Raw genomic sequence first — 25,327 nt, forward strand, 5'->3', positions numbered from 1 at the left:
ATACGGCGGCGACAGCGATACGGCGGCGGCCCCCAGGATCGAATCCTGGGGGCCGCCGCCGTATCGCTGTCGCGCAGGCGCCCTAGCTGAAGGAGTCGCCGCAGGCGCAGGAACCCGTGGCGTTCGGGTTGTCGATCGTGAAGCCCTGCTTCTCGATGGTGTCGACGAAGTCGACGGAGGCGCCGCCCAGGTACGGGGCGCTCATCCGGTCGGTGACGACCTTGACGCCGCCGAAGTCCTTCACGACATCGCCGTCGAGCGAGCGCTCGTCGAAGAAGAGCTGGTACCGCAGGCCCGAGCAGCCGCCGGGCTGGACGGCGACGCGCAGCGCCAGATCGTCACGGCCTTCCTGCTCCAGCAGGCCCTTGACCTTGGCTGCGGCGGCGTCGGACAGGAGGATGCCGTCGCTCACGGTGGTGGTCTCGTCCGATACGGACATCTGCTTCTCTCCCGGGTTGTACGGAGTCTGCTTGCCGACGTTGCAACCGCCGGAGCCGCGGATTCATTCCGGGCCGCGCGCTTGCCTGTTCCATTCATGCTCGCACACCTGACCCGCGGGCGGGTGCGTCACATTGACGCTATCGCCATCGTCAAAGTGACGTGAAGCGGCTATGATAGATAGCGTCAATTCGACGAAAAGGCTCCTCGTAGAGAAGCTCCTCGCAGAGAAGAAAGGGTGCGTGACGTGACCACGGCCCACCCCGTCCAGGAACTCGACGTCCAGCCGTCGCCCCTCGCCCTGCTCCTGCTGGGCCGCGACGCCGACCCAAGGAGCGAGCGCGGCGTCGAATGCCCCGGCGACCTGCCCTCCCCGTCCGACCCGGACCTGGTGGAACGCGCCCGCGCGGCCAAGGAGAAGCTGGGCGAGAAGGTCTTCGTCCTCGGCCACCACTACCAGCGCGACGAGGTCATCCAGTTCGCGGACGTCACCGGTGACTCCTTCAAGCTGGCGCGCGACGCGGCGGCGCGTCCGGAGGCCGAGTACATCGTCTTCTGCGGTGTGCACTTCATGGCCGAGTCCGCGGACATCCTGACCACCGACGACCAGAAGGTCGTGCTGCCGGACCTGGCGGCAGGCTGCTCGATGGCCGACATGGCCACCGCCGAACAGGTCGCCGAGTGCTGGGACGTGCTGACGGAGGCCGGGGTCGCCGAGCAGGTCGTGCCCGTCTCGTACATGAACTCCTCCGCCGACATCAAGGCCTTCACCGGCCGCCACGGCGGCACGATCTGCACCTCCTCGAACGCGAAGCGCGCCCTGGAGTGGGCCTTCGAGCAGGGCGAGAAGGTGTTGTTCCTCCCCGATCAGCACCTGGGCCGGAACACCGCCGTCCGGGACATGCGGATGACCCTGGAGGACTGCGTCCTCTACAACCCGCACAAGCCCAACGGCGGCCTCACCGCCCAGCAGCTGCGCGACGCGAAGATGATCCTGTGGCGCGGGCACTGCTCGGTGCACGGGCGCTTCTCCGTGGAGTCCGTCAACGACGTGCGCGCCCGGATACCCGGCGTCAACGTGCTGGTGCACCCGGAGTGCAAGCACGAGGTCGTGGCGGCGGCGGACTACGTCGGCTCGACGGAGTACATCATCAAGGCCCTGGAGGCGGCCCCGGCCGGTTCCAAGTGGGCGATCGGCACCGAGCTGAACCTGGTACGCCGCCTGGCGAACCGTTTCGCTGCCGAGGACAAGGAGATCGTCTTCCTCGACAAGACGGTCTGCTTCTGCTCGACGATGAACCGGATCGACCTGCCGCACCTGGTGTGGACGCTGGAGTCGCTGGCCGAGGGCAATCTCGTCAACCGGATCGAGGTCGACCCGGAGACCGAGAAGTACGCGAAGCTCGCACTGGAGCGGATGCTGGCGCTGCCGTAGCCACCAGTGACGCGAAGGGCCCCGGGCCGCCTTGTGGCGGTTGCCCGGGGCCCTTCGCGTTGCTGGTGGCGGTAGGCGGGGCCTTTCGCGTTGCTGGTGGCGGTAGGCCGGTTTCCGCCGTACGGCACTCATGATGCCGGTTCCGTAATTACTCTGCTACTCACCGCAGCGGGCGCCGCCTAGGACGGACCGGTGCGGACGGGAAGCGCGGGGCACGTCGTGATGACCGCGTTGGTTGTGTGACGGAGAGCGGGACGGGCAAATGGTGCGTGAGTCGGGTCTGACGGGCGACGAGGGACGCGAGCCGGTGGAGGGGGCGGCCGGGCGGCCGGAAGGCTCGTTCTTCACGGGCCGCAAGGAGGTGCTGGGCCGGATCGCCGCGTGGCTGGAGGCGGGCAGGGCCGGGCTCTTCCTGGTGACCGGCCCGGCGGGCTGCGGCAAGTCGGCCGTGCTGGACCGGATCGCGACGCTCAGCGGCCCGGTGGGGCGCGAGGAGACCGAGGCGCACGAGGACGACGCCCCGGTCCCGCGCCTCCCCCGCCCCCTCGCCTCCGTGCTCCTGCGGGACCTGAGCCCGCTCCGGGCCGCCTCGGAACTGGCCCGGCAGCTCGGCCTGCCGGAGCCCCGCAACGCCGACGACTTCCGGGCCGGGCTGCGCGAGTCGTCCCCGCAGCCGGTGCTGGTGCTGGACGGCCTGGACGAAGTGCCCGCAGAGCACCTCCGCGCCATGATCGAGGAGCTGGTCCTCCCGCTCGGCCGGACGGCCCAGGTACTGCTCGGCTCCCGCGAGAGCGCGTTCCACAGCCGTATCGCGGAGGGCGGGTACCGGGGCGAGACCCTGCCGGACGCCCTCGCCCGGCTGACCGGCGCGGAGGTCACCGTCGCGGACCTGGGGAGGGAGCAGCACACCCGGGCGGACATCGGTGCGTACGTGTTCAACCGGTGCGTGGCGGCCGGGGTTCCGGAGGACCGGGCGCGGAAGGCGGGCGAGGCGGTCGCCGCGCGTCCTACGGCGGTGGAGGACGGGTTCCTGTTCGCGCGGCTGGTGGCGGGCTCGGCCGGTGCCGACGGGGACCGGCTGCCCGACTCCGTCGAGGCCGCGTTCGAGGAGGACCTGCGGGCGGGGCCGGTACGGCTACGGGCCGACGGCACCGAATTGCCGTCCGCCGCCCGGGACCTGCTGACGGCCCTCGCCTGGACGGCCGGACGCGGGATGCCCGCCGGGGGCTTGTGGGCGGAGGTCGCCGGGGCACTGGGCGGTGACGTGTCGTACGACGAGAGCGACGTGGACTGGCTGCTGTCCGCCTACGGCCGCTACGTCGTCGAGGACTCGGAGGGCGGGCAGACGGTGTACCGGCTGTTCCACCACGCGTTCGTGCCGCTCCTCGCGGACCGGGCGGGGCCCGGGGGCTCCGGGGCCGGAGAGGTGGTGTTGGCCGCGCTGGTCGAGCACGTCGAGCGGCGAGCGGTGGGCGACGACTGGGCGGCGGTCGATCCGTACGTGGTGCGGGGGCTGGCGCCGCACGCGGCGCGGGCAGGCGCACCGGGGATCGCGATGCTGCGGGGTCTGGCGGAGCGGGGCGGGGCGGGCGCGGCGCCGGTTCTTGCCCAGGACGGCGCGGAGCCCGTTCTGGCCCAGGTCGGCGCGGAGCCCGTTCTGGCCCAGGCCTTGTCCCGCTTCTCCGCCCGGCTCGGGGCGGAAGGGGACCTACAAGGCGCGCTGGACGCGGCGCGGGAGGCGGCCGGCCTGTACCGGGAACTGGAACACGGCGTTCCCGGGGCGTTCGGAACGGCGCTGGTACGCGCCCTCATCGACCTTGCCCACGCGCACGCGGCCACCGGCGACCGTGAAGGGGCCCTGCCTAAGGCGCGCGAAGTGGTCGAGCTCCGACGGAGCCTGGCCGAAGCGGGCAACAGCGCGTCCCACCCCGACCTGGCTCCCGCCCTGAGCGGTCTCGGCCGGCGGGTCAGCGACATCGGTGACCGTGAGGGAGCGGTCGCCCTGACGCTGGAGGCGGTCGGCGTCTGCCGACAGCACGTGGAGCGGACCCCGGCGGCGATCCGCCCCCGTCTTGCCGCCGCGCTGACCGACCTCGCGGCGCGTCTGGCAGCCGTGAGGCAGCCCCGGACGGCTGTGGCCGCCGCGCAGGAGGCCGTGGACATCTACCGGGAACTCGCCGCCTCGTACCCCGATGAGTTCCTGGCCCCGCTCGCCGCAGCCCTGTCCCAGCTGTCCGCGCACCGGGAGGACGACGGCGATCTCGCCGGGTGCGTGGCGCCCGCGCGGGAGGCGGTGGAGCTCTGCCGGGAACTCGCCGCGCTCCGTCCGGCCGCCTTCCAGCCGCAGTTGGCGGGCGCCCTCCAGAACCTGGCGGACCGGCTCTCCGCCACCGGTGACCACGCGAACGCCCTCACTACCGTCCGGGACGGCGCACTCCTGTACGCCGAGGTCGCCACGCGGCACCACGACGTCTTCCAGCCGGATTTCGCCCGCTCCATGTCCTCCCTGGCCAACAAGACGGCCGCCGCCGGAGACCTGTCATCAGCGATCATCCTCGCGAGCGAGGCCGTACGCCTCCAGCGCGAGCTGACCTTGGACCGGCCGACAGCGGCCCTCCCCGGACTGGCCACGATGCTCAACCATCTCGCCACGCACCTCGCCGCCACGGGTGACCCCGCGGCGGCTCTGCCCAACGCCGAGGAAGCGACCGCCCTTTGGGGGCGTCTGGCCGCCGAGGACCCGGACGCCTTCCTGCCGCGGTACGCGACCGCTCTCAGCGACCTCGGCAACCGTCGCGCGAACCTGGGCGATGTTTCGGGGGCGCTCGCGGCGGCGCGGGAATCGGTGGGCATCCGCCGCCCACTCGCCGCCCAGCAGCCCGCCGTCTTCCGGCAGGACCTGGCCACGGCACTCACCCGTCTCGCCGCCCACCTGCACCGGGCCGAAGACCCGGCGGCCGGGCTCAGCGCCTCGGAGGAAGCGGTCGCACTCTTCCGTGAACTCGCCGGACATGAGCCCGCTCTCCGCTCCGCGCTCGCGGGCTCGCTCGGCACCCTGGCGCAGAATCTCGGCGCCACCGGCAACCGGAAGGAAGCCCTGAAGACGGCCGGGGAGGGCGTCCGCATCCTGCGCGGGCTCGTCGCTGACACCGGCACGGTCCACCTCCCCGACCTGGCTCACGCCCTCCAGAACCTCAGCAAGCACCTGGAGGCGCACCACGACGCCGAAGGAGCGGTGAGCGCGGCGGAGGAAGCGGCCACCGCCTACCGGACACTGGCGCTGGAGAATCCCGACGCCTTCGAGAAGGACCTGGTCTCCGCTCTCCTCAACCTGGCGCAGACCCTCGCCCGCACCGGCGACCACACCTCTGCCGTCCGGCATTTCGACGAGACCGTGGCTGAGTTCGCCTCCGCCCACCCCGCGACCGGCCACCGTCTCGGTGCCGAGCGGAGCATCTTCCTGCTGGCCTGTCCCGCGCCCCACGCCTCGGCCGGGGTACGCGAGCTCGTGGCCCTTCTCGACGGGGAGTCCAAACCGGACGCCGGAGCGAACGCCGTGACCGTACGGGCCCGCCGGGCGCTGCGCGCGTACGGCGACACCCAGGCCGTCCGCACGGCGTGGGAGGCGGAGACCGGTTCCCCCGTACCGGTCTGGCTCGACCTGTCGCCGGAGACGCTGAACCTGGTCAGTTCCTGGATGTTCGCACCCAACTGGCCCGCGTCACGCGACTTCTGGTCCCGCAACGCCGAGGCACTCAGCAGCCGGGAGACCGCGGCCGCCCTCGAAGAAGCGGCCCTCCTCGACCCCGGCACCGCGCAGCGGCATGCCGCACTCCGCGAGATCGTCATGGCCCACGGCGTGACCGCCGCCTACGATCCGCTGATCCTCAGGGAGCAGCTGACGGAGTGGGTGGACTGCGCGGACTGGGCGGAGTCGCGGGCCTTCCTCCAGGACCACCCCCGCATCCTCCAGATCCAGCCGCCCGAGGCCACCCCGCTCACGCACGTCGCCCTCCTTGATGTCGCCCGCATCGAAGGACTGGACGCCGCGTACCGCCTGGTCGAGGACCGCGTGGCCCTCCAGGCTTACGTGGAACGCGCGTTGGACACCGGGGACGGCACCGCGCTGATGCACGCGGCGGCCGTGGAGGGGCAGGTCTTCAACGACAAGCTGTCCTCCCTCACGCACGCCCAGGCGAGCATGGTGCTCGCCGGGGCGGTCGACGCCGTGGAGCCGGACGACCTGGCCACGCTCCTGCCCCGGGCCCGGGAGGAGATCCGGGTCCGGCTGCTGAGGGAGATCTGCGCCCTCAGCGTCCAGCACGCCCAGCCGCACGGCGACACGTGGCTCCGGATCGTCCAGGCCCTGAGCGGTCCCGCCTGAGACCCACCGTCCCGTCAGCCGGGGCCCTCACCGTTCGCCAACCGCCCGCCCCGGCTCACCGCGATCCGCAGGGTGTCCCCCAGCGACTCGGCGAGCTGGACGCCCACGCACCGCAGCTCCTGCTCCCCCACCACCGCCTCCGCCAGCACCTCACGGGCCTCATCCAAGACGTACTCGGCGGAGGCGATCAGGTCGGCCTCAAGCTCGTCGGCCATCCGGGAGACGGGGCCGCCGGGGCTCGCCGTGCTGAGCCAGCACGGACCGCCGCGCTCGTTGGTCCACGGGAGCAGTCGCAGGGCCTGGCCCTTCGAATCAAACATCATGTCGATCGCCACCTTCGGAGAAGGCCCTCTGGTGCGCCGCACGAGAGGACGGTTACGGTGTGTGCCGCAATCGTCGCCCTGGGGAACCTCGCCCCAACAGGGCGCCACTGTCCCGGCCTTGGGAACGGGACACACGAAAGGCACGCACCGTGACGTTCAGGCCCCAGGCCCTCACCCCCTATCTGTCCGCCCGCCACTACTTCGGTTCCGAGCAGCGCCGCCACCGCGAGCGGGCGGGCCTGTCGCTCGTACAGCTCGCGGAGATCGTGAACTCCAGCAAGAGCACGCTGGCCCGGATCGAGACGGCCGACCTGATGCCGCCACCGGACATCCCCAGCCGGCTGGACATCGCTTTCGGGACGGACGACCGCTTCCACGGGCTGTACGAGCTCGCCCGGCGCGAGATCCATCCCGACCAGTACAAGCGGTATATGGACTTCGAGTCCCGTGCCGAAGTGATAGAGCAGTACGGGGCGCAGGCGCTGCCGGGTCTGTTCCAGACCGAGGAGTACGCGCGGACGTTTCTCCGTTGCCAGGAGGACCTGAGCGCCGAACAGGTCGAGGAACGCGTCACCGCGCGCATGTCCCGTCAGGAACGGCAGCATTCGGAGAACGCACCGTTCCGCTGGGCGATCATCGACGAGGCCGTGCTGCGGCGGCAGATGGGCACCGCGGCTTGCATGCACGAGCAACTGGCTTCGCTGCTGGAGCAGGTGGACACTCCGAACAGTAAGGTTCAGGTCATGCCGTTCAGTGCGGGGCTCCACTCGCTCCTGGGTGGCGCGCTGACTCTGCTGACCCTCCCCGACGGCACTTCGGTGGCGTACGAGGAGGGCATCCAGGCCGGGAATCTCTACGAGGATCCGGCCGCGGTGAAGAAGTGGCGGCGGCAGTACGAGGTACTGCGCGCCAACTCCTCCTCACTGGCCGAGTCTGCGGAACTGATCCGGACCGCGATGGAGGACTACCGCCCATGACCCACTCCCCCGAGCTGAGCACCGCCCACTGGCGCAGCAGCAGCTACAGCAATTCCAACGGGGGCGAATGCGTCGAGGTCACCGACGACTTCCCCGGCATCGTCCCCGTGCGCGACAGCAAGAACCCCACCGGACCCGCGCTCGTCGTCAAGGCTGCGGCCTGGGGCGCGTTCGTCTCCTCGCTCAAGTAGCAAGAGGAAGCAAGCGGAAGCCGAAGAAATACCGAGAGGGCCCCGTCCCACGCACTCGCGTGGGACGGGGCCCTCTCCGTCGTATCGGGCTCCGACTCGGTCAGGCCTGCGCGGGCTCGGTCTCCCGGGCCTCTTCGGATTCGGCCTGGGCCGGGACGCCCGTCTTCGCGGCGCGCTTGTCGGCCTTCTTCTTCGCGCGGCGCTCCTTGCGGAGCTCCACCATCGCGTACAGCGTCGGCACCAGGAGCAGCGTCAGCAGCGTCGAGGTGACCAGACCGCCGATGACCACGACGGCCAGCGGCTGCGAGATGAAGCCGCCCTCGCCGGTGACGCCGAGCGCCATCGGGAGGAGGGCGAAGATGGTCGCCAGTGCCGTCATCAGGATCGGGCGCAGACGGTGGCGGCCGCCCTCGACGACCGCCTCGACGACGCCCATGCCCTGTCGGCGGTACTGGTTGATCAGGTCGATCAGCACGATCGCGTTGGTCACCACGATGCCGATCAGCATCAGCATGCCGATCATCGCCGCGACGCCCATCGGGGTGCCGGTGATGAGGAGCAGGCCGATCGCGCCGGTGGCGGCGAACGGGATGGAGACCAGCAGGATCAGCGGCTGGATGAGCGACCGGAAGGTGGCGACCAGCAGCATGAAGACGATCGCGACGGCCGCCAGCATGGCCAGGGCCAGCTTGACGAAGGCGTCGTTCTGGTCCTCGGAGACGCCGCCGATGGTCGCGGTGGCGCCGTCCGGGAGGTTCAGGGAATCGATCTTCTTCTGGAGTGCCGTGCTGACGCTGCCGGTGTCGTCACCGACGGGCTTGGCGGTGATCGTCGCGGCGCGCTGGCCGTCGATCCGGGTCATGGAGACCGGTCCGGGGACCAGCTTCACGTCGGCGATCGTGCCGAGCTTGACCGGGCCGAGCGGCAGGTTCTTCAGCTCGGCCATGGTGGCGGCCGGGTGGGCGGACTTGATGACGACGTCGCGCTCGGTGTCGTCCATGATCGCCTTGCCGGAAGGGGTGCCCTTCACGGCGCCGGCGACGGCCGCGCCCAGCGTGGCCTGGCTGAATCCGTGGTCGGCGGCCTTGGGGTTTGCCGTGACCGAGATGCGCGGGATGCTCTCCGACAGGTCGCTCTGGACGTCGGAGACGTCCTTGAGGCCGGAGACCGCCTTGCGCACCTGCTCGGAGGACTTGGCGAGGACGTCCGCGTCGGCGGCCTTGACCACGACGCTCAGGTCCTGGCTGCCGAAGCCGCCCGACTCCGCGATGGTCGTGTCACCGATGCCGTCGAGCTTGCCGAGCGCCTCGTCGAGGCGCTTCTGGGTGGCGTCGTACTCGGCCGGGTCCTTCAGCGTGACCTGGTAGGTGGCCTGGTTGGCTCCGGTGCCGCCGCCGAAGGCGGCCATGAAGCCGGACGAGCCGACGGTGACCTGGTACTCCTTGACGCTCTTGTCGGCGGCGAGGAGCTTCTCGACCTTCTTGGACGCCCCGTCGGCGGCCGCCAGGCTGGTGCCGGGCGCCAGCTCCTGGTTGATGGTGAGGACTTCCTGCTCGCCCTGGTCGAAGAGGGTGGTCTTCAGCAGCGGGGCCATGCCGAAGGTGCCGATCAGCACGACGACGGCGATGACCACGCTGACGATGCGGCGACGGGTGGCGAAGCCCAGCACCTTGACGTACAGCTGCTGGAGCTTGCTGCGGGCTTCCTTCTCCTCGGCCTTACGGCGGGCCGCCTCCGGGTCCTCGGCGCTGCCCTTGGGTGCGCGCAGGAACCAGAACGAAAGCACTGGGACGACCGTCAGCGAGACCAGCAGGGAGGCCAGCAGGGCCGCGGTGATGGTCAGCGAGAACGAGCCGAACAGTTCGCCGACCATGCCGCCGACCAGACCGATCGGCAGGAAGACGGCGACCGTGGTGAGGGTCGAGGCGGTGACCGCGCCGGCCACTTCCTTCACCGCGGCGAGGATCGCGGACTGGCGCTCCTCCCCGTAGCTGAGGTGGCGCTTGATGTTCTCCAGGACGACGATCGAGTCGTCGACGACCCGGCCGATCGCGATGGTCAGCGCGCCCAGGGTGAGCATGTTGAGCGAGAGGTCACGGGTCCAGAGCACGATCAGTGCGAGGACCACGGAGAGCGGGATGGAGACCGCGGTGACCAGGGTCGAGCGGAGCGAGGCCAGGAAGATCAGGATGACGATGATCGCGAAGACCAGGCCGAGCGCGCCCTCCGTGGTCAGACCCGAGATCGCCTTGGAGACCGCGGGGCCCTGGTCGGACACGACGGTCAGGTCCGCGCCGGCGCCGAGGTCCTTGCGCAGGTCGGGGAGCTTGTCCTTGACCGCGTCCGAGATGGCGACGGCACTGCCGTCCTTGTCCATCGTGGCCATGACGGCGAGGCTCGGCTTGCCGTTGGTGCGGGTGATGGAGTCCGCGGTGGCGGGCTCCTGCTTCACCGTCGCGATGTCACCGACCCGGACCGGCTCGCCGGGCTTGCCCGTCGGGTCCTGACCGTTGACCCGGAGGTCCTCGATCTGCTTCAGCGAGGTGAAGGCGCCGCCGACCTGGACGGTGCGGCTCTTGCCCGACTCGGAGAAGGAACCGGCCGGGACGGTCGCGCCGCCGGACTGGAGCGCCTGGGAGAGCGAGGCCGCGTTCAGACCGGCTGCCGCGAGCTTCTTGTCGTCCGGGGTGACGGAGATCTGGAGGTCCCGCACACCGTCGACGGACACCTGGCCGACGCCGTCGATGTCCTCAAGGGCGGGGACGACGGTGCGGTCCAGCTGGTCCGCGAGGGCCTGCTGGTCCTTGTCGGAGGTGACGGCGAGGACGACGGTCGGGATGTCGTCGGTCGAACCGGCGACGACCTGCGGGTCGACGCTGTCGGGCAGCTGGACGCGGGCGCGGTTCACGGCCTGCTGGATGTCCGCGACGAGCTGCTTCGTGCCCTCGTCGCCGAAGTCGAAGGACGCCATGATGACGGCGTTGCCCTCGCTGGCGGTGGAGGTGATTCCGGTGACGCCGTCGACGGACTTGATCGAGTTCTCTAGCGGTTCGACGACCTGCTTCTCGACCACATCGGGGGACGCACCCTGATAGGGGGCGAGCACCGACACCATCGGGAGTTCGATGGTGGGCAGCAGCTGCTGCTTGAGCTGCGGGATCGCGATCGCTCCGAACACGAGCGCAACGATCGAGATCAGCCCGATCAGGGCCCTTTGCGCGAGGCTGAATCTGGACAGCCAGGACATGGGTTGGTCTCTCTTCTGTGGCTTACGCGGCAGGTGGGCGGGTAACTCGGGGACAGACCCGGCCCACTTATACGATCGCTCACGTCTGGGACCCAAAGCGTCAATCCCAGGTCGCTTTCTTATCCGCCGCATACCGCAGCTGGAGTACGCCGCGGCTGCACCCTCACTCCACCCTGGGGCGCACCAGGCCCGATTCGTAGGCGATTACCACCAATTGCGCACGGTCGCGGGCGCCCAGCTTCGCCATCGCCCGGTTCACATGGGTCTTTACGGTGAGCGGGCTGACCACCAGGCGCTCCGCGATCTCGTCGTTGGAGAGCCCGGCCGCGACCAGGACCAGCACCTCGCGCTCCCGGGTGGTGAGGGCCGCGAGGCGCGCGGAGTACTCCGCGGCGCCCGGTCCCCCGTCGTCCGAACCGCCGCCCTGCGCCAGGAACGTGGCGATCAGCCCCTTGGTCGCGGCCGGTGAGAGCAGCGCCTCGCCGCCCGCGGCGATCCGGATGGCGTTGAGGAGCTCGTCAGGTTCCGCGCCCTTGCCCAGGAAGCCGGAGGCACCGGCCCGCAGCGACTGGACCACGTACTCGTCCACCTCGAAGGTGGTGAGCATGACGACGCGTACGCCCGCGAGTTCGGGGTCGGCGCTGATCATCCGGGTCGCGGCGAGTCCGTCCGTGCCCGGCATCCTGATGTCCATCAGCACCACGTCGGCGCCGGTCGAGCGGGCCAGCTCGACCGCCGCCGCGCCGTCGGCCGCCTCACCGACCACCCGCATGTCGGGCTCCGAGTCGACGAGCACCCGGAACGCGCTGCGCAGCAGCGCCTGGTCGTCGGCGAGCAGGACCTTGATGGCCGGTGTCATGCGTTCTCCCCCGTCCGGCCCGCCATGTCCGGTTGATCGGGCTGCTGCGGGAGGGCCTTGACGGGCAGGATCGCATGGACGCGGAAGCCGCCGCCGTAACGGGGTCCGGCGTTGAGGGTGCCGCCCAGGGCCGTGACCCGTTCCCGCATGCCGAGCAGTCCGTGGCCGCCCCCGTCGGCCGTGCCGCCCTGGTTCCCCCGGCCGTTGTCGAGCACCATGACCTCTGCGGTGGCCCCGACCCGTACGACGCTCACCTCGGCCTTGGCGCCGGGGCCCGCGTGCTTGCGGACGTTGGTCAGCGCCTCCTGGATCACCCGGTAGGCGGCCAGGTCCACGGCGGCGGGCAGCGGCGGGTTCTCGCCGGCCGCGCAGGCCACCTCGACGGGCAGCCCGGCCCGGCGCACGGTCTTCACCAGCTCGTCCAGGACGGCGAGCCCTGGGGCGGGTTCGGTCGGCGCCTCCGGGTCGCCGGACTGGCGCAGCAGCCCGACGGTGGCCCGCAGTTCGTCGAGCGCGGAGCGGCTGGCCTCGCGGACGTGGGCGAGGGCCTGTTTGGCCTGGTCGGGGCGCTTGTCCATGACGTGGGCGGCGACCCCGGCCTGCACGTTGACCAGGGCGATGTGGTGGGCGACGACGTCGTGCAGGTCGCGGGCGATCCGCAGCCGTTCCTCCGCCACCCGTCGCCCGGCCTCCTCCTCGCGGGTCCGTTCGGCGCGTTCGGCGCGTTCCCGGATCGCGTCGACGAAGGCGCGCCGGGAGCGCACCGCGTCCCCGGCGGCGCTCGCCATCCCGGTCCAGGCGAAGACGCCGAAGTTCTCCTGGCTGTACCAGGGCGCGGAGCCGAAGAGCATCGCGGCGGCGGTGAGCGCGGCCATCGTGAGCAGCCCGACCCGCCAGGTGGTGGGCCGGTCGGTGCGGGCGGCGATGGTGTAGAGCGCGATGACCACGCTCATCACCACCGGGGCCGGCGGGTCCACCAGCACCAGCTCGACGACCGTCAGTCCGCAGGTGGCGACGAGTACGGCCATCGGGTGGCGGCGGCGCCACACCAGGGCGAGGGCGCCCAGCACCATCAGCAGCACGCTGCCCGCGTCGGGGGTGCGGGTGCCGAAGGTGGGTCCGTTGTGCGAGCCGGGGTCGGCGAACGAGCCGACGATCATGGCGGTGAGCACGCACAGGGCGAGTGCTCCGTCCAGCGCGAGCGGATGGTCGCGCAGCCAGTGCCGGACGCGCAGCACGCCGGTTCCGAGGGTGGTCACGTCAAGCAACGTTACGGCGTGTCGCGCGGGAATCGGTCCGGCCGCGGGTGCGCGGAACGCCGCCGGCGGTCCGCCGGGCGCTCGACAGTGCCCCGCGTCCGGCGGAGGCCGGTGCGCGGGGCACTGTCGGTGCGGGTGCTGGAGCTGCCGGTTCTCAGCCGGGAATCAGACCGTCGTCGCGGAGCATGGCGCGTACCTCTTCGAGGGTCGCCTCCGGTGACGGCAGGATCAGCTCGGACGGCTCCAGGGAGTCGTCCGGCAAGGGCGCGCCGAGTTCGCGCACCCTGGCGAGGAGCGCGTGGAGAGTGGAGCGGAAGCCGGGGCCGTCGCCGCTCTCCATTTCGGCGAGCAGTTCGTTGTCGAGCTCGTTGAGCTCGGCGAGATGACTGTCGGCCAGGAGTACCTGGCCCTCCCCCATGATCCGTACGATCATGTCGCTGCCTTAATTCTTGTCGAACTTGTTCGGGGACCGGTCCTGGGACTGCTGCTGGGCGGCGTCCTGCGGGCCGCCCTCGATGGCCTGCTGCGAGGAGGAGCCGCCGGCCAGTTCGGCCTTCATGCGCTGCAGCTCCAGCTCCACGTCCGAGCCACCGGAGATCCGGTCCAGCTCGGCGGTGAGGTCGTCCTTCGCCGTGCCGGTCGGGTCGTCCAGGGCGCCGGAGGCGAGCAGCTCGTCGATCGCGCCTGCGCGCGCCTGGAGCTGCTGGGTCTTGTCCTCGGCCCGCTGGATCGCCAGGCCGACATCGCCCATCTCCTCGGAGATGCCCGAGAAGGCCTCCCCGATCCGGGTCTGCGCCTGGGCCGCCGTGTAGGTGGCCTTGATCGTCTCCTTCTTGGTACGGAAGGCATCGACCTTGGCCTGCAGCCGCTGGGCCGCGAGAGTGAGCTTCTCCTCCTCACCCTGCAGCGTGGTGTGCTGCGTCTCCAGGTCGGTGACCTGCTGCTGGAGGGCCGCTCGGCGCGACAGCGCCTCGCGGGCCAGGTCCTCGCGACCGAGCGCGAGTGCCTTGCGGCCCTGGTCCTCCAGCTTCGAGGTCTGGCCCTGCAGCTGGTTCAGCTGCAGCTCCAGACGCTTGCGCGACGTCGCCACATCGGCGACACCGCGGCGTACCTTCTGAAGCAGCTCCAGCTGCTTCTGGTACGAGTAATCGAGGGTCTCGCGCGGGTCCTCGGCCCTGTCAAGAGCCTTGTTTGCCTTCGCGCGGAAGATCATCCCCATACGCTTCATGACACCGCTCATGGGCTTCGCGCGCCCCCTTCTGACTTAACCGGTCTCCAGCACTCCAACAGAACCCACAGTACGGGCCCTGTCTCTATTACCGCACTGTTCGAGCAGAGATGTGGTCCTCCCCAAGGACGACTGACACCGGCCGGCGCTCCGGCGCAGGGAGTAGGTGAAGGTCGGGGAATCCGTTGACAGCACCCGGATCGCCCCGCTTGTGATGCCCCTGTCATCCCACCCGCAGCGCCCGTATCGTCCCGCTCGTGCACTGATCATCCCGCTCGCACACTGCTGAGGACGCAGGCCGTTGCCGGATCGTTCCCGGCCGGCCTGGGGTCGCCGCGATCGACCCCGTACCCTTGGGCCTTGTGTTCCGTAGCCGCTCCAAGGAAGAGAAGGCCCCCACCGGCAAGGTGACGGCGGACCTCTCCAAGACGCCCCGCGACCCGCAGGCCCCCAAAGGTCGCCCCACCCCCAAGCGCAGCGATGCCCAAACGCAGCGCCGTCGTGCCTCCAGTGGAGCGCCGACCGACCGCAAGGAGGCCATGAAGCGCCAGCGCGAGGCGCGCCGCGTCGACATGGCCAAACAGCGTGAGGCGCTCGCCAGTGGTGACGAGCGCTATCTGCCGGCCCGTGACAAGGGCCCGGTGCGGCGCTTCGTCCGTGACTTCGTGGACTCGCGCTTCTGCATCGCGGAGTTCTTCCTGCCGCTCGCCGTGATCATCCTGATTCTCAGTGTGATCCAGGTGCAGGGCATCCAGAACATCTCGCTGCTGCTCTGGCTCGGCGTCATCGTGCTGATCGTGGTCGACTCGATCGGGCTGACGTTCCGGCTGCGCAAGCAGCTGAACGAACGGTTCCCCGATACGCCCAAGCGTGGCGCGGTCGCCTACGGTCTGATGCGCACGCTCCAGATGCGACGGCTACGGCTGCCCAAGCCGCAGGTCAAGCGCGGAGAGCGGCCCTGAGTACGGATCTCTTCGGTTCGGCCGGCGGTACGTCCGCCGGCCGGCCGGGTGATGCCGTCGCCGGGTTCTCCGGAGCCGCTTCGGCGTGGCTGGACGGGCTCGGCGGACTGCGCAACACCGTCCGCCAGGAGCTGGTCGCCCGGCAGCTGGACGAGCAGATCGCGGGCCGCTTCCGGGTCGGGCAGCGGCTGCGCATCCTGGACGTCGGTACGGGCCAGGGCACGCAGGCACTGCGCCTCGCCCGCGCCGGGCACACCGTGACCGGCCTGGAGTCCGACACCGACATGCTGCGGACCGCGCGTGAGGCGCTCGCGGGCGAGCCCGCGGGAATCCGTGAGCGGGTCCGGCTCATCGAGGGCAACGGCCAGGACACCGGGGTGCACTTCCTGCCCGGCAGCTTCGACGTGGTGCTCTGCCACGGCGTGCTCATGTACGTCCAGGCACCCGACGCCATGGTGGCCGGGCTGGCCCGGATGCTCGCGCCCGGCGGCCTGCTCTCACTGCTCGTACGGAACGCGGACGCGCTGGCGATGCGGGCCGGGACCGCCGGGGACTGGGACGCGGCGCTGGCCGCGTTCGACACGGACCGCTACACCAACCGGCTCGGGGTGTCCGTGCGCGCGGACCGGCTCGACGCCCTCACCGCGACGCTCGCCGGGATCGCGGCGCCGCTGCACGCCTGGTACGGGGTCCGGGTCTTCACGGACAACGTGAGCAACGACGTGCCGCTGCCCGCCGCGGCGGAGCTGGAACGCGTGCTGGCCGCGGAGGACCGGGCGGGCCGGACGGACCCCTACCGCGGGGTGGCGGCCCTGCTGCACCTGTGTGGAGTACGGGGCTGAGGATCGCCCCGGCTGCGCTCGGGCGGGTGCGCTCAACGAGCCACCAATGGGGTTGAAAGTAATAATCCGGACATGGATTCCCTTCACTCCCGCCGCCGTGCGCGCCGGCTGCTACTGCCTCTGACCGCGGGTGTCTGTGCGATCGCGCTGGCCGGCGGCTGCTCGGACTCGAACTCGAACTCCTCCGGGCCCGACAACGCGACGAAGGCCGGACAGGTCCAGCAGGGCTCGGCCTCGAAGGCCACCGGCGATCTGCAGGCCGAATACCAGTCCGTCATCGAGAACGTGCTGCCCTCCGTGGTGCAGATCGACGCGTCGGACAGCCTGGGCTCCGGCATCGTCTACGACACCAAGGGCCATATCGTCACCAACGCCCACGTCGTCGGCAAGGAGAAGACCTTCAAGGTCAGCTCGGCCACCGGCGAGAGGGTGCTGAGCGCCTCGCTGGTCGCCGCCTACCCGGAGCAGGACCTCGCCGTCATCAAGCTCGACAAGGTGCCCAAGGGGCTCAAGGCCGCGAAGTTCGGCGACTCGGACAAGGTCGCGGTGGGGCAGATCGTGCTGGCGATGGGTTCGCCGCTCGGGCTGTCCAGCAGCGTCACCCAGGGCATCGTCTCCGCGCTCGGCCGGACCGTCAGCGAGAGCAGCGCGGGCGGCGGCACCGGGGCCACCATCGCGAACATGGTGCAGACCTCCGCCGCGATCAACCCGGGCAACAGCGGGGGCGCGCTGGTCAACCTGAACAGCGAGGTCGTCGGCATCCCGACGCTGGCGGCGGCGGACCCGCAGCTGGGCGGCAGCGCGGCGCCGGGGATCGGGTTCGCGATCCCGGTCTCGATGGTGAAGACGGTCGCGGACCAGATCATCAAAACGGGCAAGGTCACCGACTCGGGCCGGGCGGCGCTGGACATCACCGGCCGTACGGTCGTCGACAACAGCTACAAGCCTGCCGGGGTGGCGCTCGTCAGCGTCTCGAAGGGCGGCGCGGCGGAGAAGGCGGGGCTGCGGGTCGGCGACATCATCACCAAGATCGGCAGCACGCCGGTCACCACGATCACGTCCCTGTCCGAGGCCCTGGCCTCGGACAAGCCGGGCGAGAAGGTCACCGTGACGTATCAGCGCAGCGAGGCGGAGAAGACCGCGCAGGTCACCCTGGGCGAGATCTGAGAGCCGGAGCCGGCGCGCGGGACGGCCGCACGGCCGCCTGGCGGACCCCGAGGGGTGCGCCCGGCGGCCGTCCGGTTCAGCCCTGCTCTGCCTCTGCCTCTGCCTGCTCGGACTGGTCCGTCTGCTCGGGCTGCTCGGCCTGGAGGCTCATCGGGCCGTAGATCTTCGTCGTGTCGTCGAAGAGCGTCACCTGGGCCGCTCCGCCGTCGAGGAGTTCCTTCCAGTACTCACCGATCCAGGACTCCGCGTCGCCCTGCGTCGTGAATTCCTCCGGCTGAAGGGCCGGCTCCGTCTCCGTACCGTCGGACTTCTCGAACCGCCACGTCCACGCCATGTCCGCCTCCTGGGTCACTTGTTACGCTCCGCAGCCTAGTGGCTCCGGACCTGCGCGGGAGGGGGTGGGCACGCTGGGTGTACCCCACGTCGCGCACCCCGTGCGGGTACGCGGGAGGATCGGACCGTGGAACTGACTCTGCTCGGCACCGGAGCCCCCGACGGGCTGCCCCGGCCGGAATGCCCCTGCGCCGCCTGCGCCACCGCCCACGGGGTGCGCAGCCGGGCCGCGACCGCTCTGCTGGTCGACGACGCGCTGCTGCTCGACCTCACCCCCGGGGCGGTGTTCGCCGCCGCCCGTGCGGGGCATTCGCTGACCGGCGTACGCCAGGTGCTGCTCACCCATCCGCACGACGGCCCCGCCGTCGAGCTGCCCCCCGGGCTGCCTCCGGCGGGCCGGGTGCCGGACGGGCAGGTGCTGACGCTGATCAGCGGACACCGGGTGCGGGCCGTGCCGATGGACGCGCCGGGGACCGGGTACGAGGTGATCGCGCCGGAGGGCGAGCGGCTGCTGTACCTGCCGCCGGGCGGCGCCCCCGCCGGTCTGGCCGACCGGATGGCGGAGCCGTACGACATGGTGGTCTGCGACGTGGTGGGCAGGCCCGACGCGGTGGCCCGGCTGCGGGCCGTCGAGGCGGTCGGGCCGGCCACCGAGGTGGTCGCCGTCCATCTGGACCACGACGCGCCGTACGGGCCCGCGCTCGACCGCCGGCTCGCGGCCGCCGGGGCGCGGGCCGTGCCGGACGGGACGACGCTGCCGGTCGGCGGGTACCACGCCGCGCCGGACGTCCCCCGGCGCACCCTGATCACCGGCGGCGCGCGGTCCGGGAAGTCGGTCGAGGCCGAACGGCGCCTGGAGACGTATCCGGAGGTCGTGTACGTGGCGACCGGCGGCTCCCGCGACGGCGACGCGGACTGGGCGGCCCGGATCGGACTGCACCGGGAGCGCAGACCGGCGGCCTGGCGCACGGAGGAGACCTGTGAGCTGGCGGAACTGCTGGCCTCCGACGGGCCCCCGCTGCTGATCGACTGCCTCTCGCTCTGGCTGACGGACGCGATGGACCGGGTGGACGCCTGGGACGACGCTTCGTGGGCCGGTGGCGGCCGGAGCGCGCTGCGCGAGCGGACGGCGGAGCTGGTGGCCTCGGTGCGCGGGACGCGGCGCACCGTCGTCCTGGTGACCAACGAGACCGGTTCCGGGGTGGTGCCCGCCTCAGCGGCGGGGCGGCGGTTCAGGGACGAGCTGGGCCGGCTGAACGCCTCGGTGGCCGCCGAGTGCGAACAGGTGCTGCTGGTGGTGGCCGGGCAGTCGCTGCCGCTGCGCGGTTGAGAGGCTGAGCGGCACGGCGTACCAGCGGGGTCCGGAAATCGCGGCAGGTACTGTTCCCGCAGGGGAGGCCACCCGGCAGCGTCCGAGAGGCTGCCGCCGGGCTCCCCCGGCCCACACGACGTATCGACCCGCGAGGCAGACCCCCGTGAATCTGGACGACTTCTCCGACCTGATCGAACGCCCCGACGGTGGTGTGCGGCGCGACGCCGAGGAGCGCCGGGAGCGCTTCGCCGTGTCCCCGGGCGCCCTCGGCCGCCTGGACGAGCTGGGTGAATGGCTCTCGGCCGCCCAGCAGGCCGTACCGGTCAGGCCGATCGGGCAGCCTCGGGTGGTGCTCTTCGCCGGTGACCACGGGGTGGCGGCACTGGACGTCTCGGGGCGGGCGGCCGGCACCGCGTACGAGCTGGTGCAGGCCACGCTGGAGGGTGCGACACCGGCTGCCGTGCTGGCCCGCCGGTTCGGCGTACCGGTGCGGATCGTGGACGCCGGCCTGGACTGCGATCCGGAGCTGCTGCCCGAGCAGGTGGTGCGGACCCGGGTGCGGCGCGGCAGCGGCCGGATCGACATCGAGGACGCGCTGACGGCGGAGGAGGCCGAGCAGGCGGTGCGCCTCGGGATGGCGATCGCCGACGAGGAGGCCGACTCCGGCACGGACCTGGTGGTGCTCGGTGACCTGAGCGTGGGCGGCACGACGGCCGCGGCCACCCTGATCGCGGCACTGTGCGGCACCGATGCCTCGGTCGTCACCGGGCGCGGCGGCGCGGGCATCGACGACCTGGCCTGGATGCGCAAGTGCGCGGCGATCCGGGACGCGCTGCGCCGGGCCCGGCCGGTCCTGGGCGACCAGCTGGAGCTGCTGGCCACGGTGGGCGGTGCGGATCTGGCTGCGATGACCGGCTTCCTGCTCCAGTGCGCGGTGCGCCGGCTGCCGGTGGTGCTGGACGGTGTGGTCTCCGCGGCCTGCGCGCTGGTCGGCCAGCGGGCGGCGTTCCGGGCGCCGGACTGGTGGCTGGCGGGGCATGTGAGCGGGGAGCCGGCGCAGGCGAAGGCGCTGGACCGGATGGCACTCAACCCGCTGCTCGACCACGGCGTCATGGTCGGGGAAGGAAGCGGGGCATTGCTCGCACTTCCGTTCGTGCAGGCCGCTGCCGCGCTGGCGGCGGAGCTGCCCGAGCGCACACCGGCCGCCGACGAGGACGAAGAGGAAGAGAAGGAAGAGCGGGGCGACGAGGACGACGACGGCGAGGCGGCCGGCGAAAGGGCCAACGAGAGCAAACCGGCCGGGAACTGACGAGAAGCAGCTGACCGATCATGCTGCGGTCGCCGGACACCGGCCGCAGGGTGGCCCTTTATGAAGTGCGATGCCCCATATGATCGCTTTTCATGGGAGAGGTCAGATTGGCCAGCGAGGAATCCGGGCAGGGCGCCGTCCCGGCACAGAGCACCGTCCGGTCACAACGCAGCGCGGCCTTCGCCATCTGGTACCTGCGCGTCGTGTCGTTCATCAACTTCCTGAGCGCCGTCTGGGTCACCTTCGGACAGGATCTCCGGCGCCACAACACCGAGAACTACTTCACGCCCTATCTGCTCACCGCGGGCTTCTCCTCCGGGGTGGTGGCGCTCTTCCTCGCGGTCACCATGCGGCGGCGTAAACGCGCCGCGTGGATCGTCAACATGGTCCTGAGCGGGCTCACGCTGCTGCTGTTCGCCGCGGTGATCGGCTTCCCGGAGATCCGCCGGTACCCGCAGAACTGGATCTCGCTGGCGCTGACCGCCTCTTTCGTCCTCGCGCTGGCCCTCGGCCGTCGCGAGTTCTACGCGAAGGGCGACCGGTCCAATCCGAAGCTGGCCGCGCTGGTGGCGGTCGTCGGGCTGCTGGTCACCTCGCTGATCGCGGCGACCCTGGTCGCCGCCACCAACACCGCGCACGACGAGGCCCGTTCGACGTTCCTGGACCGCTGGCGCTACGGGGCGCTGCGGCTGGTGTCCGTCGCGGACAACGACTCCCGGTTCCCCGGCATCACCACGCCCGGCTGGGTCAACGTCGTGATCAACATCATGTCCACGCTGCTGCTGATCGCCGTCGTCTACGCGGCCTTCCGCTCCCGCCGGGCGGTCGACCCGATCAGCCCGCAGGACGAGGAGGCGCTGCGTGTCCTGCTCGACAAGCACGGCGACCGGGACTCGCTCGGGTACTTCGCGCTGCGCCGCGAGAAGAGCGTCATCTGGTCGCCGACCGGTAAGGCGGCCGTCGTCTACCGGGTGGTCGGCGGGGTGTCGCTGGCCTCCGGTGATCCGATCGGCGACCCGGAGGCCTGGCCCGGCGCGATCGGCCCCTGGCTGACCGAGGCGCGCGAGCACGGCTGGACCCCGGCCGCGATGGGCGTGAGCGAGGAGGGCGGCACCGTCTACGCCCGGCACGGGCTCGACGCCCTGGAGCTCGGGGACGAAGCGATCGTGGAGACCGCCGAATTCACCCTGGAGGGCCGGGCGATGCGCACCGTCCGCCAGGCCTACAACCGGGTCAAGCGGGCCGGTTACGAGGTCACGGTGCGCCGGCACGAGGAGATCCCGGAGGCCGAGATGGCCGAACTGGTGCGCCGGGCCGACGACTGGCGCGACGGGGCGACCGAGCGCGGCTTCTCGATGGCGCTGGGCCGGCTCGGTGACCCGGCCGACGGGCAGTGCGTGATGCTCGAATGCCGGTACACCGGCACGTCCCCCGAGGAGGGCGAACAGGGCGAGCTGCGGGCCGTGCTGAGCTTCGTCCCCTGGGGCCCGAACGGCCTCTCGCTCGATCTGATGCGCCGTGACCGGGACGCGGAGAACGGCCTGATGGAGTTCATGGTCATCGAACTCCTGCAACGGGCACCGGAGATCGGCATCACCCAGGTCTCGCTGAACTTCGCGATGTTCCGCTCGGTCTTCGAGCGGGGCTCCCGGCTCGGTGCCGGGCCGGTGCTCAGAATGTGGCGGTCGCTGCTCAGCTTCTTCTCGCGCTGGTGGCAGATCGAATCGCTCTACCGCGCCAACGCCAAGTACCGGCCGATCTGGGAACCGCGCTTCCTGCTCTTCGAGAAGAGTTCCGACCTGCTGCGCATCGGCATCGCGGCCGGACGCGCCGAAGGGTTCCTGGAGGCGCCCGGTCTGCCCAAGTGGCTGCACCGCTCGCACCTCGGACCGCGTGAATGAGACCGGTGCGCGCCCTCGGCCGGGCGGCCCGCCGGGAGTGGGGCCCGCTGTGGGCGACCGTACGGGCGGCGCTCACCGCCGACCGGCTGCGGGCCGTCCCGATGACGCTGGCGGCGGTCGCTCTCACCGCGCTGCTCCAGGTGGTGCAGAACCGGTCCTGGGGCTTCGGTCCGGTGCAGACGCTCGGCGCGGTGCGGGCCGAGGATCCGCTGTGGGCGGCTCTGCTGCGTACCCCGCTGTCGCTGTTCGTGCCCGCGCCGGACCTGCCCGTCTGGGGCGCGCTGGCGCAGTTGCTGCTGGTGTTCGGGATCGCCGAGATCTGCCTGGGCCGGTGGCGGACGCTGCTGATCGCGTACGTCGCGACGCTGGCCGGGACGCTGTACGCACGGATCGGCGTCGCGGTCGGCCCCGACGGGCTCTTCGGCCTGCCCGCCTCCGACGCACTGGAGGTCGACACCGGCCCCTCGGCCGCCGTGGTCGCCCTGGCCGTCTACCTCGCTTACGTCCACCGGGCCTGGTTCACCGGGGCCCTGGTGATCGGGGCGATGGTGGCCGAGATCGCCGTCAAGGACAACCTGGCGGGCAAGGAGCATCTGGCGGCCATCGCGGCGGCCCTCGTGCTGTGCGCGGTCTCGGCCCGCCACGACCGGCGCAGGCTGCGGCGCCGCCGTCAGGGTTTGGGCGTGGGCGCCGGGACCCGGTCGGGTGCGCCGCCGATCAGGTCCTGAAACCTGCGGCGCGGGCCGGCCCAGCGGACGTCGTGGTGGTAGGCGCGCAGCACGGAGCGGGAGCGGGCCCGGTGCCGGTTGCGGTAGAACCGCTTCGCCCACGTCGAGGTCGGCCGGGCGAGGCGGACCGCGCCGATGAGGGCGACGAACGGGACCAGGGTGCCCACCACCGCCATCCGCGCCTTGCCCTTGAACAGGGAGATCAGCACGAAGCAGAAGTTGATGACGACGGTGAGCACGGCGCTCAGCCGGCCCTGCTGCTGATCGTCGCTCAGGTCGTTCACGCCGAGCGGCGAGAACCCGCCGAGCACGAGCAGCACCAGCGCCGCGGTGAGGACCACGACCTCCACGCTCTGGCGGCCCTGCTCCGTCCAGTACACGTCGTCCAGATGCAGGATCAGCGCGAACTCGTCCAGCACCAGGCCTGCGCCCATGCCGAAGACCACCGCACAGGCCCCGGCCGTGAATCCGTGCCGCCCGCTGGCGACCGCGCCGAAGCCGCCGACCACGCTCAGCACCACCCCGGGCACCACGTGGTGGACGTGGACCCCGCCGGGGGTGAAGTTGCGGAACGGGCCCTTGCCGGCCCGGATCATCCGGGTGATGACCCTGGTGATCCCGAAGGTCAGCACGAAGGAGGCCAGCGCCAGGAGCAGGGGCAGCTTCCCCGGCTCGACGATGTTCTGATCGAACCAGTGACCCATGCCACCCACTCCCGATAAGCCGCTTTCGCCCCGCTCCATGGCGTTTCGGACAATCTATCGGCCGCGCCCACCGATTAGCCTGCGCGCCGTGACCTCCCTGAACAGCCACGGCATACGTTTCGCCTTCGGCACCCTCACCGTGATCCCCGTCCGCGTCACCCGCTGGGACCGTGCGGCGGCGCGGGCCGGAATGCTGTGCGCCCCGCTGGCCGGTCTGGTCGTGGGGGTCCTCGCGGCGGTGCCCGGCAGCCTGCTGCTGCTGTCCGGCTCGGGCCCGCTGCTCGCCGCCGTGGTCTGCGCCGCGGTGCCGGCCGCCCTGACCAGGGGGCTGCACCTCGACGGTCTCGCGGACACCGCCGACGGCCTCGGCAGCGGGAAACCGGCAGCGGACGCGCTGCGGATCATGAAGCAGTCCGACATTGGGCCGTTCGGTGTGATCACCCTGCTGTTCACGCTGCTCGCGCAGGTGGCGGTCCTTCAGCAGCTGTACGCGCAGAGCTGGACGCGGGGCGCGGCGGCGGCCGTCGTGGCGGGCGTCGTCGCCCGGCTCGCCCTCACCCTCGCCTCCCGCGACGGGGTCCCGGCGGCCCGCCCGGAGGGGCTGGGCGCCGCGGTGGCGGGCGCGGTGCCGGTCCGGGGCGCGATGGCGGTCGCGCTCGTGACGGTGGCGGGCTGCGCGGGCGCGGGAGCGCTGCTCGGCGGGTACGGGGCGCTCAGGTACGGGCTCGCCTCGCTGGCCGCTCTCGCGGTCGCCCAGCTGCTCCTGCGGCACTGCGTGCGGCGCTTCGGCGGGGTGACCGGCGATGTGTTCGGGGCGCTGGCGGAGACGGCGGCGACCGTGACGCTGGTGGGGCTGGCGCTCGGCTGAGGCGTCCCGGTCAGGCCCCGGCCGCCGGGCACCGCTCGCGCCAGACGCCGAGCTCGTACTTCTTGAGCAGCGAGCTCAGCCCCAGCCGCCGGGAGTCCGCGCAGAACCGTGCCACGGGCAGCTCGTACTCCACGTGGAAGACCGCCTTGCCCGCCTTCACGAACGGGCTGAGCTCCTCGCACTCCTCGTACTGGGCGCACTGCTCGTTCACCGCGAAGTCGAAGTCCCCCACCAGCTCCGGGATCTGCGGGAGGTCGTTCTTCAGGCCGACGGCCATGCCGTGGCGGTGGGCGGCGCGGGCGACGAGCCGGTTGTAGCGCAGCTGGTGGGCGGCGGTCAGCGGGAAGCCGGAGCGGTTGCGGTAGCCGTCCATGTTGTCGGGTTCCACCGCGTCGAAGCCCTTCTTCGCGCACATCGCGATCCGGGCCTCCATCAGCGGCTCCAGCACGTCGGTGCGGCGGATGTCGAGCCACCGCTCCCCCGCCCAGCCGTTGCTCTTCCCCAGGACCGCCGCCGGGAAGTCGTCCGCGTCCGGGCGGAACTCCTCCCAGGCGCCGGTGGAGAGGTAGCAGATGACCTTGCGCCCCTTGCGGTGCAGCCCGGCCACCTGGGACGCGTCGTGATCGAAGCCGTCGATGTCGTACACCGGGGCGTCCACGGTGGTGTCCAGCCGGCCGGAGAGCTGCCACTGCCAGTCGGTGCCCGGCTCGGGCTGCCAGCGGGCCCCGGCGGACCGTCCGGCCCCGGCGGATTCCGGCGCCGAGGTGCAGCCCGCCAGCACGGCCAGCAGAATCAGTACGGCGACGGGCAGCACGGCCGGCCCTCCGGTCACCCTTGCGGTCGGCCGCTCGCGCATCGTT

At 71.5% G+C, this 25,327-nt stretch carries 22 protein-coding genes; 12 read left to right on the forward strand and 10 right to left on the reverse strand.

Translation table 11 applies throughout. The features are described 5' to 3' along the window. Positions 1 to 82: 82 nt before the first annotated feature. Positions 83 to 439: an iron-sulfur cluster assembly accessory protein gene (locus tag OG892_RS09870; RefSeq protein WP_024488899.1), complete on the reverse strand. Its 357-nt coding sequence runs from the start codon at positions 437 to 439 to the stop codon at positions 83 to 85. A 237-nt stretch (positions 440 to 676) separates the two neighbouring features. On the opposite strand from OG892_RS09870, the gene nadA reads away from it, so the two are divergent. Both nadA and OG892_RS09880 read left to right on the forward strand, forming a co-directional pair. Beyond that, complete coding sequence (gene nadA, locus OG892_RS09875) at positions 677 to 1,873, forward strand: quinolinate synthase NadA (protein ID WP_371628927.1); 1,197 nt, start codon at positions 677 to 679, stop codon at positions 1,871 to 1,873. Between the two features lie 262 nt (positions 1,874 to 2,135). Then, entirely contained in the window at positions 2,136 to 6,257 is a 4,122-nt protein-coding gene (locus tag OG892_RS09880; RefSeq protein WP_371628928.1) for a tetratricopeptide repeat protein, read from the forward strand. A gap of 14 nt (positions 6,258 to 6,271) precedes the next feature. On the opposite strand, the gene OG892_RS09885 is transcribed toward OG892_RS09880, so the two are convergent. Then, positions 6,272 to 6,580 carry a hypothetical protein gene (locus OG892_RS09885; RefSeq protein WP_073735598.1) on the reverse strand — a complete coding sequence of 103 codons (309 nt, stop codon included), beginning with the start codon at positions 6,578 to 6,580 and terminating at the stop codon, positions 6,272 to 6,274. Positions 6,581 to 6,729: 149 nt separating this feature from the next. Between OG892_RS09885 and OG892_RS09890 the strand changes: the two genes are divergently transcribed. Beyond that, positions 6,730 to 7,557: a Scr1 family TA system antitoxin-like transcriptional regulator gene (locus tag OG892_RS09890; RefSeq protein ID WP_371628929.1), complete on the forward strand. Its 828-nt coding sequence runs from the start codon at positions 6,730 to 6,732 to the stop codon at positions 7,555 to 7,557. Continuing rightward, positions 7,554 to 7,748, forward strand: a complete 195-nt coding sequence (locus OG892_RS09895) for a DUF397 domain-containing protein (protein ID WP_328867334.1) — start codon at positions 7,554 to 7,556, stop codon at positions 7,746 to 7,748. Before OG892_RS09890 ends, OG892_RS09895 begins: the two co-directional genes overlap by 4 nt. Positions 7,749 to 7,848: 100 nt before the next feature. On the opposite strand, the gene OG892_RS09900 is transcribed toward OG892_RS09895, so the two are convergent. The 5 genes from OG892_RS09900 to OG892_RS09920 all read right to left on the reverse strand — a co-directional run bounded on the left by OG892_RS09900 (position 7,849) and on the right by OG892_RS09920 (position 14,341). Continuing rightward, positions 7,849 to 10,995, reverse strand: a complete 3,147-nt coding sequence (locus OG892_RS09900; RefSeq protein WP_371628930.1) for an efflux RND transporter permease subunit — start codon at positions 10,993 to 10,995, stop codon at positions 7,849 to 7,851. A gap of 163 nt (positions 10,996 to 11,158) precedes the next feature. Then, positions 11,159 to 11,854 (reverse strand): response regulator transcription factor, encoded by a 696-nt coding sequence (locus tag OG892_RS09905; RefSeq protein ID WP_073735603.1) that lies wholly within the window; start codon positions 11,852 to 11,854, stop codon positions 11,159 to 11,161. Next, on the reverse strand, positions 11,851 to 13,113 hold the full coding sequence (locus OG892_RS09910; protein ID WP_328867332.1) for a sensor histidine kinase: 1,263 nt from the start codon (positions 13,111 to 13,113) through the stop codon (positions 11,851 to 11,853). The genes OG892_RS09905 and OG892_RS09910 overlap by 4 nt, the downstream gene beginning before the upstream one ends. Before the next feature lie 154 nt (positions 13,114 to 13,267). Further along, positions 13,268 to 13,546 (reverse strand): hypothetical protein, encoded by a 279-nt coding sequence (locus OG892_RS09915; RefSeq protein WP_073735605.1) that lies wholly within the window; start codon positions 13,544 to 13,546, stop codon positions 13,268 to 13,270. 9 nt (positions 13,547 to 13,555) lie between these two features. After that, a complete protein-coding gene (locus OG892_RS09920; RefSeq protein WP_073735606.1) occupies positions 13,556 to 14,341 on the reverse strand; it encodes a PspA/IM30 family protein in 786 nt (261 codons plus the stop codon). A 362-nt stretch (positions 14,342 to 14,703) separates the two neighbouring features. Here OG892_RS09920 and OG892_RS09925 point away from each other — a divergent pair, with 362 nt between their 5' ends. From OG892_RS09925 to OG892_RS09935, 3 genes are all read left to right on the forward strand, one after another. Then, positions 14,704 to 15,303, forward strand: a complete 600-nt coding sequence (locus OG892_RS09925; protein ID WP_073735607.1) for a DUF3043 domain-containing protein — start codon at positions 14,704 to 14,706, stop codon at positions 15,301 to 15,303. An 89-nt stretch (positions 15,304 to 15,392) separates the two neighbouring features. Then, positions 15,393 to 16,145 carry a bifunctional 2-polyprenyl-6-hydroxyphenol methylase/3-demethylubiquinol 3-O-methyltransferase UbiG gene (locus tag OG892_RS09930; RefSeq protein WP_073735608.1) on the forward strand — a complete coding sequence of 251 codons (753 nt, stop codon included), beginning with the start codon at positions 15,393 to 15,395 and terminating at the stop codon, positions 16,143 to 16,145. Between the two features lie 72 nt (positions 16,146 to 16,217). Then, entirely contained in the window at positions 16,218 to 17,312 is a 1,095-nt protein-coding gene (locus OG892_RS09935; protein WP_371628931.1) for a S1C family serine protease, read from the forward strand. A gap of 76 nt (positions 17,313 to 17,388) precedes the next feature. Here the strand turns inward: OG892_RS09935 and OG892_RS09940 are convergent, their stop codons facing one another. After that, on the reverse strand, positions 17,389 to 17,646 hold the full coding sequence (locus tag OG892_RS09940) for a hypothetical protein (protein ID WP_371628932.1): 258 nt from the start codon (positions 17,644 to 17,646) through the stop codon (positions 17,389 to 17,391). A gap of 126 nt (positions 17,647 to 17,772) precedes the next feature. On the opposite strand from OG892_RS09940, the gene OG892_RS09945 reads away from it, so the two are divergent. The 4 genes from OG892_RS09945 (at position 17,773) to OG892_RS09960 (ending at position 22,895) form a co-directional block, all read left to right on the forward strand. Next, the gene (locus OG892_RS09945) at positions 17,773 to 18,975 is read left to right on the forward strand and encodes a bifunctional adenosylcobinamide kinase/adenosylcobinamide-phosphate guanylyltransferase (protein WP_328867330.1); all 1,203 of its coding nucleotides are present in this window, start codon (positions 17,773 to 17,775) and stop codon (positions 18,973 to 18,975) included. Between the two features lie 145 nt (positions 18,976 to 19,120). Continuing rightward, entirely contained in the window at positions 19,121 to 20,266 is a 1,146-nt protein-coding gene (gene cobT / locus OG892_RS09950; protein ID WP_371628933.1) for a nicotinate-nucleotide--dimethylbenzimidazole phosphoribosyltransferase, read from the forward strand. 92 nt (positions 20,267 to 20,358) lie between these two features. Continuing rightward, the gene (locus OG892_RS09955; RefSeq protein ID WP_371628934.1) at positions 20,359 to 22,167 is read left to right on the forward strand and encodes a phosphatidylglycerol lysyltransferase domain-containing protein; all 1,809 of its coding nucleotides are present in this window, start codon (positions 20,359 to 20,361) and stop codon (positions 22,165 to 22,167) included. Next, positions 22,164 to 22,895: a hypothetical protein gene (locus OG892_RS09960; RefSeq protein ID WP_328867327.1), complete on the forward strand. Its 732-nt coding sequence runs from the start codon at positions 22,164 to 22,166 to the stop codon at positions 22,893 to 22,895. Before OG892_RS09955 ends, OG892_RS09960 begins: the two co-directional genes overlap by 4 nt. Here the strand turns inward: OG892_RS09960 and OG892_RS09965 are convergent. Continuing rightward, positions 22,838 to 23,599 carry a hypothetical protein gene (locus OG892_RS09965; protein ID WP_073735613.1) on the reverse strand — a complete coding sequence of 254 codons (762 nt, stop codon included), beginning with the start codon at positions 23,597 to 23,599 and terminating at the stop codon, positions 22,838 to 22,840. The genes OG892_RS09960 and OG892_RS09965 overlap by 58 nt on opposite strands. An 88-nt stretch (positions 23,600 to 23,687) precedes the next feature. On the opposite strand from OG892_RS09965, the gene OG892_RS09970 reads away from it, so the two are divergent. Then, complete coding sequence (locus tag OG892_RS09970) at positions 23,688 to 24,467, forward strand: adenosylcobinamide-GDP ribazoletransferase (RefSeq protein WP_371628935.1); 780 nt, start codon at positions 23,688 to 23,690, stop codon at positions 24,465 to 24,467. Positions 24,468 to 24,477: 10 nt separating this feature from the next. Here the strand turns inward: OG892_RS09970 and OG892_RS09975 are convergent, their stop codons facing one another. Then, on the reverse strand, positions 24,478 to 25,323 hold the full coding sequence (locus OG892_RS09975) for an endo alpha-1,4 polygalactosaminidase (protein WP_328867325.1): 846 nt from the start codon (positions 25,321 to 25,323) through the stop codon (positions 24,478 to 24,480). Positions 25,324 to 25,327 lie beyond the last annotated feature (4 nt).

This window comes from Streptomyces sp. NBC_00341 (assembly GCF_041435055.1).
Taxonomy (GTDB): domain Bacteria; phylum Actinomycetota; class Actinomycetes; order Streptomycetales; family Streptomycetaceae; genus Streptomyces.